This window comes from Burkholderia sp. 4M9327F10 (assembly GCF_005503145.1).
Lineage (GTDB): Bacteria > Pseudomonadota > Gammaproteobacteria > Burkholderiales > Burkholderiaceae > Paraburkholderia.
The window spans coordinates 39,342-54,092 of record NZ_SCNV01000046.1; the positions used below are offsets into that span (position 1 = coordinate 39,342).

The 14,751-nt window shown below is 60.4% G+C and carries 13 protein-coding genes and 1 pseudogene; 6 read left to right on the plus strand and 8 right to left on the minus strand.

Annotation, left to right across the window (positions count from 1 at the left end; all coding sequences use genetic code 11):
* Positions 1-26 precede the first annotated feature (26 nt).
* Positions 27-1,379: a sugar ABC transporter substrate-binding protein gene (locus tag FFS45_RS30355; RefSeq protein ID WP_137958327.1), complete on the minus strand. Its 1,353-nt coding sequence runs from the start codon at positions 1,377-1,379 to the stop codon at positions 27-29.
* A 247-nt stretch (positions 1,380-1,626) separates the two neighbouring features.
* On the opposite strand from FFS45_RS30355, the gene ugpC reads away from it, so the two are divergent.
* The 3 genes from ugpC to FFS45_RS30370 all read left to right on the plus strand — a co-directional run bounded on the left by ugpC (position 1,627) and on the right by FFS45_RS30370 (position 5,129).
* A complete protein-coding gene (ugpC, locus tag FFS45_RS30360; protein WP_137958328.1) occupies positions 1,627-2,751 on the plus strand; it encodes a sn-glycerol-3-phosphate ABC transporter ATP-binding protein UgpC in 1,125 nt (374 codons plus the stop codon).
* Positions 2,752-3,044: 293 nt separating this feature from the next.
* Positions 3,045-3,521, plus strand: coding sequence for a nuclear transport factor 2 family protein (locus FFS45_RS30365; RefSeq protein WP_212745778.1), 477 nt, complete (start codon positions 3,045-3,047; stop codon positions 3,519-3,521).
* A 135-nt stretch (positions 3,522-3,656) separates the two neighbouring features.
* Entirely contained in the window at positions 3,657-5,129 is a 1,473-nt protein-coding gene (locus FFS45_RS30370) for a benzaldehyde dehydrogenase (RefSeq protein ID WP_137958329.1), read from the plus strand.
* Here FFS45_RS30370 and FFS45_RS30375 read toward each other — a convergent pair whose 3' ends face one another.
* Positions 5,130-5,783 carry a LysR substrate-binding domain-containing protein gene (locus FFS45_RS30375; RefSeq protein WP_249362997.1) on the minus strand — a complete coding sequence of 218 codons (654 nt, stop codon included), beginning with the start codon at positions 5,781-5,783 and terminating at the stop codon, positions 5,130-5,132.
* A gap of 75 nt (positions 5,784-5,858) precedes the next feature.
* Positions 5,859-6,032 (minus strand): annotated as a pseudogene (locus FFS45_RS42520) (LysR family transcriptional regulator); the annotation flags it as partial.
* A 176-nt stretch (positions 6,033-6,208) separates the two neighbouring features.
* Between FFS45_RS42520 and FFS45_RS30380 the strand changes: the two are divergent.
* From FFS45_RS30380 to FFS45_RS30390, 3 genes are read left to right on the plus strand one after another with little or no spacing between them, the layout of a single operon-like run.
* On the plus strand, positions 6,209-6,595 hold the full coding sequence (locus FFS45_RS30380; protein ID WP_171029795.1) for a nuclear transport factor 2 family protein: 387 nt from the start codon (positions 6,209-6,211) through the stop codon (positions 6,593-6,595).
* Between the two features lie 21 nt (positions 6,596-6,616).
* Positions 6,617-7,843, plus strand: a complete 1,227-nt coding sequence (locus tag FFS45_RS30385) for an MFS transporter (RefSeq protein WP_212745779.1) — start codon at positions 6,617-6,619, stop codon at positions 7,841-7,843.
* A complete protein-coding gene (locus FFS45_RS30390; RefSeq protein WP_137958332.1) occupies positions 7,843-8,838 on the plus strand; it encodes an SMP-30/gluconolactonase/LRE family protein in 996 nt (331 codons plus the stop codon). Before FFS45_RS30385 ends, FFS45_RS30390 begins: the two co-directional genes overlap by 1 nt.
* A gap of 68 nt (positions 8,839-8,906) precedes the next feature.
* On the opposite strand, the gene FFS45_RS30395 is transcribed toward FFS45_RS30390, so the two are convergent.
* From FFS45_RS30395 to FFS45_RS30415, 5 genes are all read right to left on the minus strand, one after another.
* Positions 8,907-10,046 carry an FAD-dependent monooxygenase gene (locus tag FFS45_RS30395; protein ID WP_137958333.1) on the minus strand — a complete coding sequence of 380 codons (1,140 nt, stop codon included), beginning with the start codon at positions 10,044-10,046 and terminating at the stop codon, positions 8,907-8,909.
* 68 nt (positions 10,047-10,114) lie between these two features.
* Positions 10,115-11,806: an AMP-binding protein gene (locus tag FFS45_RS30400; RefSeq protein ID WP_137958334.1), complete on the minus strand. Its 1,692-nt coding sequence runs from the start codon at positions 11,804-11,806 to the stop codon at positions 10,115-10,117.
* Between the two features lie 26 nt (positions 11,807-11,832).
* A complete protein-coding gene (locus FFS45_RS30405; protein ID WP_137958335.1) occupies positions 11,833-12,696 on the minus strand; it encodes a VOC family protein in 864 nt (287 codons plus the stop codon).
* 15 nt (positions 12,697-12,711) lie between these two features.
* Entirely contained in the window at positions 12,712-13,971 is a 1,260-nt protein-coding gene (locus FFS45_RS30410; protein WP_137958336.1) for an alpha/beta hydrolase, read from the minus strand.
* A 72-nt stretch (positions 13,972-14,043) separates the two neighbouring features.
* The gene (locus FFS45_RS30415) at positions 14,044-14,739 is read right to left on the minus strand and encodes a TetR/AcrR family transcriptional regulator (RefSeq protein WP_249362995.1); all 696 of its coding nucleotides are present in this window, start codon (positions 14,737-14,739) and stop codon (positions 14,044-14,046) included.
* Between the last annotated feature and the right edge of the window lie 12 nt (positions 14,740-14,751).

Genomic DNA, 14,751 nt, shown 5'->3' on the forward strand with positions numbered 1-14,751 from the left:
CATCTGGCGCCCCGCCCGCGCCGGTGTTACTTCAGCAAAGGCTTCTTGCCGTCGTAATAGCCCGCTTTCTGCAGGATTTCCTCCGTCTTGGCGCCGATGGTCTGCGCACCGTCCTTCACCGAGACCTGCCCGAGCATGATCTTGCTGCCCCACTCGCCGATCACCTCAGACACTGCGGGCCATTCCGGGAAGCGGGGCCGATAGTCGGGCACACCGCCCTGCCACGACTCCACCATCGGCTTCACAAACGGATACTTGCTCTGTACCGCCGGGTCCTTGTAGACCGACATACGGCCGCTCACGCCGCCCGCATCCAGATACGGCCTCGCCATCTGTTCCGAGGTAATCCACTGGATGAACAGCCACGCCGCAGCCTGCTTCTTCGCACTTGACTTGGCGTTCACCGCCAGCGAGAAACCGCCAAGCGCGGGCTTGAGGCCAGCGGGTCCTTTGGGCTCCGTGGTGATGGCGAGACAGCTACCGATCTTCGACTTGCTCGGATCGGTCAGCGTCGGATAGAACGCCGACCACTCGGTGATCATGGCGACCTGGCCCTGGGCAAGCGCGTTCACCGACTCCGCGTGGTCATAGTCGACGATGCCAGGCGGCATGTACTTCATCAGCTTTTGCCGATATTCGAGCCCGGCCTGCGATTGCGGCGACATCAGGTTCGACCTGAACTTTGCATCGAGCAACGAACCTCCATTGGGCCACAGCATGCGCATGAAGCTATCGGCCGATTGCGTTTCACCACGGCGCGACTGCAACGCGAACGCATACTGGTTCTTGTCGGGCTTGGTGAGCTTCGGCGCGTAGACGTTGAGCACCTCGTCCCAGGTCTTGGGCGGCTCGTCGAAACCTGCGTCCTTCAACATGCACTTGTTGTAGAACATCAGGCCCGAGTAGTTATCGAACGGCAGACCGTAAGTGGTCTTGTCCCACGTGCCGAACGAATCGAGCAGGATCGGGAAAAAGCCCGCAAGGTTGAGATTGGGGTCGGCCAGTTTGGGGTTGTCGGTGAAGGTCTTGATGGGAACCAGCCACTTGTTGCTGGCAAACTCGCCGATCCACACCACGTCGACCAGCACGACGTCCTGATCGCCGCCCCCCACGAAATTCAGCACTTCTTTCTCACGGGTGTTCTCATAGGGCACAACCTCCGTGTGCACCTTGATGCCGGTCTCTTTCTCGAACTGCGGGATCAGCTTCGACGCCGCCTTGTAGCCTGGCCGGTCGAGAAAAATGGCATTGATAGTGGTGCCCGAATACGGCTCGGCAGCTTCCTTCAGCGTCCACGCGGACGCGTTGGATACCGCAAGAAACGACGCTGTGACGCCGAGCAGCGCGAACGCCGCCGCCTGCGCGTAGTGCTTCTTCATGCCTGTCTCCTGAATAGTTCTTCTTGCAAACGCCCGCAACGGGCGAGGTTGGCCGCGAGGGTGGACTGCGAGGTTGGACCGATTCGTTTCACTTGTAATTTCGTAATTACAATTGTATATTTGGACCCGAACCGGTTGTCAAGAACAAATTCGACAAGCGTCGTATGCTGCGTTGCAGGGCGAAGACGCGTGCATGGGACCCGAGCAAGCGCTAAAGCGCTCACTCTCGTCCACACAGGAGACAAGCATGAGTGCAGTTCAAGTGCAGCAGATCCGCAAGACGTTTTCCGGCACGGAGGTGTTGAAGAGCGTGGACATCTCCGTGAACGATCGTGAGTTCATGGTGTTCGTCGGACCTTCCGGCTGCGGCAAATCCACCCTGCTTCGCACCATTGCCGGCCTGGAGCGCAGCGACTCCGGGCAAATCCTGATTGGCGCTGAAGACGTCACCGAACTGGAACCATCACAACGGGGCGTGGCGATGGTGTTTCAGTCCTATGCGCTGTATCCCCATATGTCGGTCTACGAGAACATTGCGTTCGGACTGCGTATGATCAAACTGCCTGAGGCCCAGATCAAGGAACGTGTGCAGCGTGCGGCACAGATCCTGCAAATCGAGCAGTTGCTCGATCGCAAACCTCGTGCGCTCTCCGGCGGACAACGCCAGCGCGTGGCGATTGGGCGCTCAATCGTGCGCGAACCGAAAGTGTTTCTCTTTGACGAGCCCTTGTCCAATCTCGATGCCGCGTTGCGCGTTCAGATGCGGCTTGAACTGATCAAGCTGCATAAGCAGCTCAATGCAACCATGATCTACGTTACGCACGATCAAACCGAAGCCATGACCATGGCCGACCGGATTGTCGTGTTGAACGGCGGCAAGGTTGAACAGATCGGCTCACCGCTCGAGCTATACCGGACACCGGTAAATCGCTTTGTGGCAGGGTTTATTGGATCGCCGAAGATGAACTTCCTCGACGTGAAAGTGCAACGTGCCGATACGGCAGGCGTTACGGTCGGTTTGCCTGGCGGCGCGGCCATCGCTTTGCCGTTCCTCCCGGACGGCGTAAAGGCAGGCGACGCGCTAACGCTCGGCATCCGGCCCGAGCATCTGTCCGAGACGGCCGCGAGCGATTTGCAGGGCAAGCTGTCCGGCAAGGTGATGGTGGTCGAGCATCTCGGTGGCGAGACCTTGCTGCATGTGAATCTGGACGATGGAGTCCTGATTCAGGTCAAAGGCTCGGGGGAATCGACCACGTCCGACGGGCAATCAGTGGACGCCAGTTTCGCGCTGCGGCATGTTCATCTGTTCCGCGAAAATGGCGAGGCGCTGGCACGCCTTAGAACGGTGAAGCAGAAGGCGGCGACGGCTTGAGGGATGAACGGCGGTTTGGGAAACTGACCGTTCATTGAGAAATAAAAATTCGCCTGCCAACCACCCTTGCGTGACCGCTTCCGGCACTCCTGCCGCATCCAGCCCCAGGCACAACACCCATCCCCACATTACGTGAAGACTGCGGACCTTCTGTCCGCATTAAGTGGATGATCACCCCGCTTTTTCCCCCTACGCGTTCCCAGCTAGCATCCTCAGACAGCAATCTCCATGGAAGTGGCCGAGTGGCGCGAACTCACGCTATCCACGGATTTCTCAACGACGGAGAATGATTGATGAATATGCAAGATCTGGCGCAGCGTCTGGACACCCTGGAAAGCCGCTTCGCTCTGGAACGCCTGATAGCCGCCTACAACCAGGCGTTCGACAACCGCGACGAAGTATTGCTTCGCAGTATCTGGCACGAGGACGCCAAGCTTCTGTTAGGCGACGCCTTCGGCAACTATACGGGCGTTGACGCGATCATTGACTCAGCGCACAAGAACTGGCAGCAGATGCCGCATATGCATCACTGGATGGCAAATGCGCTGATCGACATCGAAGGTGATAACGCTACTGGAACGGTGGCGCTAAACGCGTTGGTCACGCATGTCGAGCTCGGTCCGGCTCAGATAAGCGGGCGTTACAACGACCGGTTCGAGCGTCGTGGCGCACGATGGGCGTTCATCGAGCGGCGCTTCGAGTTGCACTACCTGACGCCACTCCCAAACTGGAAGCCGATCACCGGGAGCGAAGCCGCCGTCGCAGCCTGATGAACGTCAAGGACGAAACGCGACGGCCATCAGGCTTGCCGCGCGAATCACAGCAAAGCATTTCATGTAAGGAGACCCCGCCTCTTTGCCCGACCAAGGGGCGGTGATTGACCCATCGTTTCTGGAGGATTCAACATGACAAACTCGACACTGCTAAAGCCCACCGACTTGTGGAGCGAGAAAATCTATAGCAACGGCTGGAGGCGCCCGGGCCTTGGCACCGAGGAGGTGAGCGAGAAGGCAACGGGCGCGAAACTCGGAACTATCGGAGTTGCATCGCAGGAAGATGTCTCCCTGGCGGCATTGGCGGCGCGCGAAGCGCAGAAGGAATGGGCCAAAGTACCCGGCCCGGCGCGCGGCGACATCTTGCGCGAATTCTCGCGCCTGGTGCTGGTCCATGCTGACGAGATCGCCGATCAGATTGTCAGGGAAACGGGCTCGATCCGCGCCAAGGCATTCTGGGAAGTCCAGGTGTCTGCCCGCGAAGTGCAGGAAGCTGCCGCACTCGGCAGCCAGCCGCAAGGCATCCTGGCTGCCACCGAGGCGCTAGGCCGCCAGAGCGTCGCCCGGAGGATTCCGGTCGGCGTGGTCGGCGTCATTACTCCGTGGAACTCGCCTTTTATTCTTGCTTCACGCGCAATCGGCCCGGCTCTCGCCATGGGCAATGCGGTGATCCTCAAGCCCGATTTGCAAACGCCCATTGCCGGCGGCGTGACGTTCGCCCGGCTGTTCGAAGCCGCCGGCCTGCCTGCGGGCCTGTTCCATGTACTGCCCGGTGGCGCCGACACGGGCGCGGCGCTCGTTAGCGAACCCGTTATCGACATGATCAGCTTCACCGGTTCGACTCGCGTGGGCCGGCAGATCGCCTCGATTGCCGGCGCACAGCTCAAGCGCGTATCGCTCGAGCTCGGGGGCAACAATCCGTACGTTGTGCTCGAAGGCGCTGACATCGAGGCTGCGGCCAGCGCCGGAGCCTGGGGCGCCTTCTTCCACCAGGGGCAAATCTGCCTGACCGCGGGGCGGCATCTGGTTCATGAGCGCGTTGCCGACGCGTATGTCGAGGCGCTCGTCAGGAAGGCCAAAGCGCTGGTCGTGGGCAACCCATTCGACGACCGCGTCCAGATTGGCCCAATCATCAACGAGCGCCAGGCCGTCAACGTCGAGCGGATTGTCGCGGCAACGCGCGCGAGCGGCGCAACGGTTCTCACCGGCGGCAAGCGCAATGGCCTCTTCTTCGAGCCCACGGTCATCACAGGCGTAACGCCTGGCATGGCGGCCTTTGATGAAGAAATCTTCGGACCCGTTGCGCCCATCACCACGTTCCGCACTGACGATGAAGCGATCGCGCTCGCCAACGCCACTGAGTACGGCCTGGTGGCCGCTGTCGCATCGGCCGACCTTGCGCACGCCCAGCGCATCGCCGACCAGTTGCACTCCGGTATCGTCCATATCAACGACCAGACCGTGCTGCACGAGGTCTATGGTCCGATTGGCGGCGTCGGCGCATCGGGCAACGGCTTTAACCACAGCACGCTGACCAATGCGGATCAATTCAGCGAATGGCAGTGGATCACGACACGCCAGCAGATTCCCGCCTACCCGTTCTGATCATTGACGGCTTTTTTCCAGTGCCACGTGCTGGCTGGCGAAATCGATAAACGCCCGCAACTTGGGCGTCACGTGACGGCCTGACGGCCAGAGCAACTGGAAGGTGTTCTGCTCGGTGGTGTACGCGTCGAGAATCGTCACGAGCTGCCCCGCATCCAGCGCGCGACGCACCAGGAATTCGGACACGTACGCAATGCCCAGCCCCTCCAACGCAAAGCACAGGCGCGCCTCGTTGGTATTGCAGGTGACCGTCGTCGACAACTGCAGGTCTTGTTCAGGTTCGTCGGCCTCGCGCCGCAACTGCCAGACCTGCAGTTTTCCTGTGTTGGGCATGCGGAACTGAATGCAATCGTGATGAACGAGGTCGCGCGGATGCGTCGGCCTTCCACGACGTTCGAAATAAGCCGGTGCTCCGACCAGAAGCATGCGGAAGTGGCCAAGCATGCGCGATGTCAGGCGGGAGTCCTCAACATCGCCGCTGCGTACGACGGCGTCGTAACCCTCTTCGATGATGTCGACCTTCCGGTTGTCAAAATCGAGGTCGAGCTCAATCTCCGGATAGCGGCGGCGAAATTCGGCCATTACTGCCAGAAAGGGTTCGCCGACCATCGGCAAGCCAATTCGCAATCGCCCTTTCGGGATCGTGCTGATCACCGACAACTCAGCCTGCGCCGCATCGAACTCGGCGAGTATGCGCCGCGCACGCTCGAGAAACATCTCGCCTTCGGCCGTCAGGCTGACACTGCGCGTGCTCCGATGAAACAGCCTTACACCGAGGCCCTGTTCGAGTCGCGTCACGCTTTTACCAATTCCGGAAGCCGAAATCCCCAGCGTGCGGCCTGCCGCTACAAAACTGCGCGCGTCTGCGGCCTGAACGAAAACGTTGAGAGCAAAGCTATCCATAGTTTCATGACCCGGTTTTTTGCGGACGTATTGTCCGTTCTGCTGGGAACTCTACCTTACTTAATTCACCGTTGGAAAGACGTTACTTTTGCGTCTGTCGCATGCGTCGGCATGAACGAGCACAACGCCCGACGAATCGGCCAAACACTTTGGTATTGCTAACCCTGGAACCTGTCATGACATCTGCCCAAGAACTTCTCCAGCTTGCGTCCGAACTCGAAACAAGACGATGGAATCTGGCGCTGGCCGCCGATATCACCATGCTCGCCGATCTGCTCTCGGACGACCTCCAGTTCGTCCATTCGAGCGGTTTGCAAGATGACAAGCAAGCGTACCTCGCCACCCTGGAAACCAGGGCGGTTATCTACCACCGGGCGGACCCGAAGATCCAGAAGGTCGTGCCACTCGGCGATCAAGCCTTCTACGTCAACGGTACAGTCACGCTGGAGGCCACGGTACGCGGAACCGGGCGAGTCATGCGTTCGGTCTTCACTGTGGTCTGGCGCCGCGAGCAAGACGCCTGGAAACTCGTCATGCACCAGACCACCGCCATGCCGGCCTAACGCATCGCTCGCACAGACATCATGAAATCCGTACGCGCCATGCCGTTTGTCGTACTAGGCCTGTTCGGGCTGTATACGCTCGAATTTGGCGTAGTGGGTATCCTGCCCGCGCTCATTGAGCGCTTCCACATCACCGTGTCGCGAGCGGGTCAGTTGACCGGCCTGTTCGCCCTGACCGTAGCAGTCTGTGGGCCCGCCCTGGTCCTGTTCTCCGCAAGGCTGGAGCGCAAGAAGGTCCTGGTCGTTTCGCTCGCGATGTTCGCGGGATGCAGCGTCCTGTCAGCCAGTGTCCCCGAGTTTGGCTGGATCCTTGTACTTCGAATGATTGCAGCGCTGTTCCACCCCATGTTTTATGCGGCAGCGCTCGCCACCGCGACTTCGCTGTTCCCTCCTGAGCAGACGGGACGCGCGGTGTCGCAGGCGGTGATAGGAACCACGCTCGGACTGGTCGTCGGAGTACCGATGATGAGCGCCATTGCCTCCGCTGCGAATTACCAGGCCGCATTTCTGTTTTGCGCAGCCGTATGCGTGATCGCCGCGACGGGCCTGTTCGTCATGCTTCCCAAAGCACCGAAAAGCGCCCCGCTCGGCTTCGGCGAACAACTCTCGATCCTGCGCAAACCTGCAGTGTGGATGAATATCGTCGCCGTCGTGCTGATGTTTACCTCGCTCTTCTCCGTGTATGGATATGCGGCCGAATATCTCAAGCGTCAGGTAGGTCTGAGCGATACGCATATCAGCGTGACGCTCGTGCTGCTCGGCGTTGGCGGGGTGCTCGGCAACCTCCTGATCGGCAAGCTGCTGGACTCGCATCTGGTCAAAGTGGTGCTAATTCAACCGCTGGCACTAAGCGCCGTCTATCTGATTCTCTTCGGTTTGGCGCGCAACTGGATGCCCGCCATGGCCCCAATCGCCATGCTTTGGGGCGCTGTGCATGCATGCGGCCTGGTTGCCAGCCAGATGTGGTTGCGCTCGGTTTCGCGCGAGGCCCGCAGCTTCGCCACCAGCCTCTATCTGACTGCCGCCAACCTCGGCGTCGTGGGCGGTTCATTCGCGGGAGGATGGGCCATCAAAACCTTCGGCATGCGCGGTGCGATTGGATGCGGCATCAGCTTCGCCGCGCTGGCAATCATGGCAATCGTGCTCAAGCTCGCCATCTATGGCGTCCATGCGAGCCGCGCGGAAGCAATCGCAGCGCGCGGCCGGAAAACCTCTTCACGCTATCTCAACCAACAGGAACAATACTGATGATCAAACCGTACACCTGTCTCCGGGGCTTCACTGGCCCCGAAGACATTGCGTTGACACCCGACGGTACGCATCTTGTGGTCAGCGAAATGCCTGCCGGCTTTGTCAGTCCAGATGGCCCAGCCCTGATGCAGGTCGATCTCGCGAACGATCGCGTCAGCCCCATGCCGATCCGCTTCCAGCCGGAGCCCGGCTGGGGCGACCCGGCCTGCGGCGCACCCACCGGAATTGCGAGTCATGGCCTGCATATATCGCAACGGCCGGACGGACGCACACAGCTTCTCGTGATCAATCATGCGCGCGAGTCTGTCGAGGCGTTCGAAATCGTGCCCAGTGCCGGCAGTTATGATGCGCTCTGGCATGGCGGTGTGAAATTTGAAGGTGGCTTGCTCAACGACGTCGCTGCCACGCCCGACGGTGGTTTCATCGCGACCGTGATGCTCGATAACGCGCTGATCGGTGATCAGGATCCCATGGCATTCATGTTCAGTGGAGCAAAAACCGGCTACCTCGCCGAGTGGCACCCTCAAAGCGGCTGGAAGCGCTTGCCCGGCAGCGAGGCAGAGCTGAACAACGGCATTCAGATCAGCAACGACGGCCGATACGTCTGGTTTGCCGCCTGGATCAGCGGCGAGGTGCTGGAATACGATCGCGCGGCGCAGCGAATTACCCGCGTCGCAAAGATGCCGTTTCAGGCCGACAACCTGACGTTGAACCGCGACGGTTTGCTGGTCGTGGCCGGTATCGACGATCTCGACTATTGGCGCGAATGTACCGAGGCCGAAGGAAAGCTCTGCCAGGAGAAGCTGGCCTTCTCGGTCGCCACGCTCGATCCGGCAAGCTTTACGGTGAGGCCGTTATTCCAGGGCACATCAGGTCTGCTGCAAGGCGGCGCATCCGTTGCGCTTGCAAATGGAAATGCGCTTTATATCGGCAGTTATACGGGCGAGTGCCTGCTCAAGGTTGATCTGAGTGAGTCGGGCGACGCCGCCTGAAGCGAACACGCTGCGATTGTGGATAGGGTTGCGCGCACGGTTGCCGGGCAAACGGCGCGCCCCCTTACCTAGCTCAGCGTCTCGCCGTGAAGCCGCTCATATTGCCGGATCAACGCCGGAGAGCGCCGGCGCAAATCCTCGTGCGTCACACGCCCGGTCCGGCGCATGTAGTCGTAGGTAAAGTCGACCGAGTCGAGATGCATCTTGTCGGCTACGTTCTCATACCAGTCCAGACTCTTCGCGGCAGCCTGCTGGAAGCGATCCGACGCAGGCCGACGCGCCGCTTCGAAGTAATCGAAAACAGCGGCGAGATCCGCCCCATGTGTGCGCAGGCCGTCGCATAGTGCGATCGCGTCCTCCATGGCCATACGCGTTCCTGATCCCAGCGAGAAATGCACGGAACGCAACGCGTCGCCAAGCAACACGATATTGCCGTGATGCCAGCGCTCGTTTTTCACCGTTACGGCTTCGAACCATGTGGATTTGTTGGACAATAATTCATGTCCGCCCAGATCGCCGGCAAAAATGCGCTCGCACAAGGTCCGGCTCGCTGCGTCGTTCATTTCTCCGAGTCCGGCACGCTCCCATGTCAGCGGATCGGTCTCGACGAGGAAGGTGCTCATCCCCTCGCTGTACTGGTAGCTGTGCGCGATGAAGATTCCATCTTGTGTCTCGCGGAAGATCAACGATACAGCAGGAAAGAGTTGAGTGGTGCCGTACCATGCGAACCTGTTGCGACGCCTGACAAACGATGGGTTGAAGGCATCGGCGAGCTGGGCTCGCATCCGGCTGTTGACGCCGTCCGAAACCACGACAAGGTCTGCATCGTGCAGCATCGTCACGTCATCTACACGTGTGTTGAATAGCAACTCGACACCGGCGGCACGACACTCGGCATGCAGGAACTGCAGCAAATCGATTCGTGCGACCCGCGAAAAACAATGCCCATCGATCGAAACGTGCACACCGCGATGTACGATTTCCATGTGACTGGAACGCACATGCCGCGCGGTAAACCGATTGAAAAATGCGGGGTCCGCTTTTTCCAGAAAGGACAAGGCGACGTCCGAGAACACCACGCCCCATCCATAGGTTGCGGCCGCGTCGTTCTGCTCGAACACCCGCACGGTCCACGCAGGAAACTGCTTTTTGACGAGGTATGAGAGAAACAGACCTCCTGGACCACCGCCGACGATATCGACTTTCATTACCACCTCTTCTGCAAAGCGAGCTTCGCTGCCTTCACCCGTCGATCCAGCAGCCGAGCTCGCTCATTTCAATGATCTTGCGTGGACGCGGCTGAGCGATTGGCAGCTTCGGACTCGAGGATGCTCGCGATCACGCGCCGCATTGCCGGTTTGTCTACTTTGCCGACGCGTGTCACCGGAAACTCCTCTACCACCTCGATGCGTTCCGGACACTTGAATTTCGCAAGCCCCTTCGAGCACAGGAAATCGATCATCTCCGCAACGGTGGGTGCGGCATGACCCTGGCGAAGAATCAGAAACGCGCAGCCCTTCTCGCCGTACAACGGATCCGGCATTGCAACCAGTTTCGCGTCCAGCACGGCCGGGTGATGGCTCAGAAACGCTTCCACTTCCTCAGCGCCAATCTTTTCGCCACCCCGGTTGATGTTGTCACGCAAACGTCCTTCGAACGAAAACCAGGTCTCGCCGCCGATGACGTGGGCGCGCATCATGTCACCGGTACGAAAGAATCCGCTGCTCGTGAACGCCGTTGCATTTGATTCGGGCGCGTTGTAGTAGCCGCGCAGACTCGACGGTCCCCGGAAACACAGTTCGCCGGTTTGCCCCGGCGCCACCGGTGTCTCGCTGTCCGGATCGAGCAGGACCAGTTCGTCCTGCGCGCAGCCCGAGCGCCCATGCGTGTGATGACGCACATACTCTGCTACCGAAGCACCGGAGCCGATCAACAACCCCTCCGTCGTGCCATACATGTTTGAACAGGGCACACCGATGTACGACTGGAGGTTATCGGCGCGCGTCAGACTGAAGAACAGCTTCAGCGAGGAAAGATCGTGCTCCAGCACCTGCGGATTCGTCATGATCTGCGGCGCAACCGGACCAATCGAAACCGCATGCGTCACACGATGCTGCTCGATCAACTCAGCCATGCGCACCACGTCCACGTTCGGCATCAACACGGTGGTCTGCCCCATGGCAATGGTGGGTACCAGCGCGTAGAGATGCGCGGCGTTGTGCAGCAATGGTAGAGACCAGATCAGCGTCGCGTGTTCGCCCGCCTCCACATGCCTCGACCAGGCCACGGCATGTCCAAGATATTCCGCGTGGAAGCGCGGAATGATTTTTGGCACGCCTGTCGTGCCGCCCGAGAGCTGAAAGCTCAACACATCCTCGGAGCCGATCTGCACACCGCCCAGTATCTCCCGTGCCTGCACCAGCGAGATCGAGTCCATCAGCGCGGCCATCGACTGCGCAGCATCCGGCGCCTCACCGCGTGCAACAATCAGGTGCCTGAACGACGCATGCTCGCGGCACATCGTTTGGGCGAATCCGACCAGGTCGAAGCGGCCGATATCGCCTTGCACAAAATACGCTTGCGGCAGCGAAAGATCGGCGAGCTTGCCGATCTCGACCTCGCGGTATTGCGGCAGCGAACACACCGGCACAATACCGCTCTTGTAGCATGCGCAAAGCGCTAGCACCGTGTCGACGGTAGTGCCCATCTGGAACATTGCCCGCGCACCGCGTTCGAGCCCCAGACGTACCAGCGCGGCGGCGAGCCGGTCGCTCTGTTCATCCAGTTGCTGAAACGTAATGCTCCGTTCGTCGCTGATAAATGCGGCTTTGTCAGGCAAACGCTTCGCCGTCTCCACGAGCGCCTCGCCAAAGGTCTGATCGATCCATGCTCCGGCACGGAAGTACTGCTGCGCGCTCGCCGGGTCGCAGTACGCAACGCCTTCGAGGCGAAATTGAATTCCCGCCATGTCTGTCTTCTCCAGTCAGTCTTCCGCTATGCCGCGACGACGCGCACGCGATCTTTGTCGAATGTGTCTATTCTGCCGCGCAGTCCGCCGGTAAAGAGCCCGTACCAGACGGCCGGCTTCAGGCCGAGCTCCTTGCGATGGAACTCGAGGGCGGTCTTGCCTTCGATCAGGAAGTAGCCTGTCGATGGCCGGGATACCTTGCATTCCGTGTCGCGCTCCGCTGCCTCCACGACGCTTGCAAACTCGGCCAGTGCCGGAATGAAAATCCCCGGTGCGTCCCCGGCGACACCGAACTTTCCGCTCAACAGTCTGCCCTTTTCTCGCCAGACCGCGTCAATCTCCCGTACTGGAAGCGCCGCTTTCCCGGCGGCACGCTCGGCGTCGATGGCGGCCTGCAACGTCAGGGCCGCATCCTGAGCGTCCAGCGATTGCAGCGGACGCAGCTTGACTGTGATCTCGATGAAATATCCGTTCGGATCCCGAAAGTAAATTGATTCGATCAACTCATGCTGGGTGGTCGAGGACACCTCCACCCCTTTTTCTTCAAGCATCGCCTTCCACGACAGTAACTGCTCGTTGCTGTCCGCAAGCCATGCGGTGTGGGTTGCGTCGAATACGTGGTCATCCGGAGTCGGGGGCATTGATGGCCGTTCCGCCGGACCCGCCTCGCCAAGGTAGTAGAAAAAGGCAATCGTGCTGCCATTACCGCTGTCGAAGAAGAAATGCAGAAAGTCCGGGTGTGTCTTGGGACCCCAGCCGCGCGCCGAAATGGTGTGAACGAGCGGCAGCCCCAGTATGTCGCGATAGAACTCGACGGTCTCGCGCAATTTCCAGGTGGGGCGCGCGGTGTGGTCGACCCCGTGCAGGCCGAGCGATACTGATTGATTCATCCTCTTACTCCTTGCCTATAAGAAAGCGCGTTCCTGTAGCCACCCACTGATCACGCGGGCCGCGACGTAGCGCCCGGCCTCTTCATCGGGTGCAAGCGACCTGCCGTGGTGGTCGCCGCGGACCCGGACATGCGTTTTGTCGGCCGAGCCGATCTGCCCGAAAATTTCACTGACCGCCAGCGGAAAGGTGGTCTGGTCGCCGGTGTATTCGACCAGCAGCGTCGGCACGTCGAGCGCCGGCGCGGTCAATTCGAGTGCCGCATTCGACGCAAGCCCCGACCAGGTCGAGAGCCACGACTCTGGCGAGCACAACCGCCCGAAGCCAACCGAGCCGTAATTCGACACGACCGGGTTCGGCGACCACAGCGAACCGGGATGGCGATCCGATGCATCGAGGGTCTGGTCGAGACAGCGCAGATCCGCGTCAGTGCGCCATACGGTCATGATGGGGGTGTGGTTCGCCTCGATCTTCTGGCGCTGCGCCGCGCGCTTTTCCTTCACCGCAAGGCGCGCATCTTGCCGCACCGCGATCAGCCGGCGAGCGAGCCCGTCGAGCCGCGCCACCCTCTCGCGCTGCGCCTGACGGTAGCGGGTCACGAATTCGGCGCTGTACCGCGTCACGCCCGGCTCGCGCGAATAGCCGTTCGCAGGATTGAAGGGATTCAGGCTGTCATCGATCGAAAGCGGGTCGGCCTCATCTACCACCGAAGGATCGATACACCCCAGCAGCAAACGTCCCTGCCCCGGATGCGGTGCGAGGTAAATCATGCCATCAGCCTTGGGCATCGCGGCTGTCTCAAGATGCGTCGGGCGGCCGCCGGGCGTGCGTGCGATTCGCTCCGAACCGGGCCGGCGGGCCTGCTGGTGGTAGAGACTGTAAAGACCTGAGCCGCCGGAATTGCCAAGCAACACGATGCGCTCGAAACCCGCCTCGCGCAGGTACCGCAAACCAGCCGCGACATCGTGCAAGGCTAGTTCGTGCTCGAGCCGCAAGTCATTGCCGACCGAGCGCGCCGCCTGCGCCCAAACCGACGCGCCGGCGCGCAGCAGACCCGGAATCATGTAATGAAAACTGAAGTTCTCGCGCGGGTGCATCAGGCACACCACGGTCTTTGCAGACGCGCCGCGATACAGGATGCCGGAAGTCGCCGCGCCGTCCTCGGTACGCAACGTCACGCTGGATTGCCGCGTGGACGCCGGCACGGACTCGGGAAACCAGTCGATCGTCAGCGCGTGAGGACCCTCGCTGACCACACTGGCGGACCTATCGTTCATGGGTTGTCTCCTTAGTTTGACATAAGTATAGATTTTTTGACGTTAATGTCAAATTCCGTGCAAAAAAATTTTCTAGCCTGACTTCGGCGGCTTTTCGATCATCAGCGACAGGTGATCCAGATCCTCACGCAGCAGGGCTATAACCTCCGACACGTCGCCGCCGCCCTTCAACTGGCGCCTCGCAGGGCGCACGACCGACTGTACTGCGAGTTCGGCGATCGTATCGGCGATCTCCACCGCGCTTTTTGCGCCATCCGGCTTGTACCAGAACGCCGGCCAGCTACACATGCCAATCATCGTAAACGCCGCCACCTTTGCGTCGACGACGCGGAATAGGCCGGCTTGCACCCCCGCTTCGATTGCCGCCGTGAAGTTGTTCAGCACAGCGCGCTTGGCATCTTCATTCGCACGGAACGCTCGGTCCGGCAACTGCTGCTCGGTCCGGTCTATCACGCGAAACTCGTTGTGGTGGCTGAGAATCAGCATCGCGTGCTGATGGACCAGGGCACGCAGCCGTTCTTTCGGATCAGCGCCGGCCTCCGCCGCCACGCGGCTCGACAGACGCCGAGCCTGCAACGTGACCTCTTCGACCAGCGCAGCAAGGATCTCGTCCTTGTTCTTGAAGTAGTAGTAGACGGCCGTGCGCGTCATGCCCAAGGCTTCCGCGATTTCCTGCATCGATGCGCCGCCATACCCCTTCTCGATGAAGAGCCTGGCGGCGGCGTTCAGGATCTGCTCCTTCTGCGCGTCAGCGTTGACCTTTGACACAAAACACTCCTG

What these genes read in the sequence shown, in the direction of transcription:
- FFS45_RS30355 (WP_137958327.1), bottom strand. Translation starts at nt 1,379, where the DNA reads ATGAAGAAGCACTACGCGCAGGCGGCGGCGTTCGCGCTGCTCGGCGTC.
- ugpC (WP_137958328.1), top strand. Translation starts at nt 1,627, where the DNA reads ATGAGTGCAGTTCAAGTGCAGCAGATCCGCAAGACGTTTTCCGGCACG.
- FFS45_RS30365 (WP_212745778.1), top strand. Translation starts at nt 3,045, where the DNA reads ATGAATATGCAAGATCTGGCGCAGCGTCTGGACACCCTGGAAAGCCGC.
- FFS45_RS30370 (WP_137958329.1), top strand. Translation starts at nt 3,657, where the DNA reads ATGACAAACTCGACACTGCTAAAGCCCACCGACTTGTGGAGCGAGAAA.
- FFS45_RS30380 (WP_171029795.1), top strand. Translation starts at nt 6,209, where the DNA reads ATGACATCTGCCCAAGAACTTCTCCAGCTTGCGTCCGAACTCGAAACA.
- FFS45_RS30385 (WP_212745779.1), top strand. Translation starts at nt 6,617, where the DNA reads ATGAAATCCGTACGCGCCATGCCGTTTGTCGTACTAGGCCTGTTCGGG.
- FFS45_RS30390 (WP_137958332.1), top strand. Translation starts at nt 7,843, where the DNA reads ATGATCAAACCGTACACCTGTCTCCGGGGCTTCACTGGCCCCGAAGAC.
- FFS45_RS30395 (WP_137958333.1), bottom strand. Translation starts at nt 10,046, where the DNA reads ATGAAAGTCGATATCGTCGGCGGTGGTCCAGGAGGTCTGTTTCTCTCA.
- FFS45_RS30400 (WP_137958334.1), bottom strand. Translation starts at nt 11,806, where the DNA reads ATGGCGGGAATTCAATTTCGCCTCGAAGGCGTTGCGTACTGCGACCCG.
- FFS45_RS30405 (WP_137958335.1), bottom strand. Translation starts at nt 12,696, where the DNA reads ATGAATCAATCAGTATCGCTCGGCCTGCACGGGGTCGACCACACCGCG.
- FFS45_RS30410 (WP_137958336.1), bottom strand. Translation starts at nt 13,971, where the DNA reads ATGAACGATAGGTCCGCCAGTGTGGTCAGCGAGGGTCCTCACGCGCTG.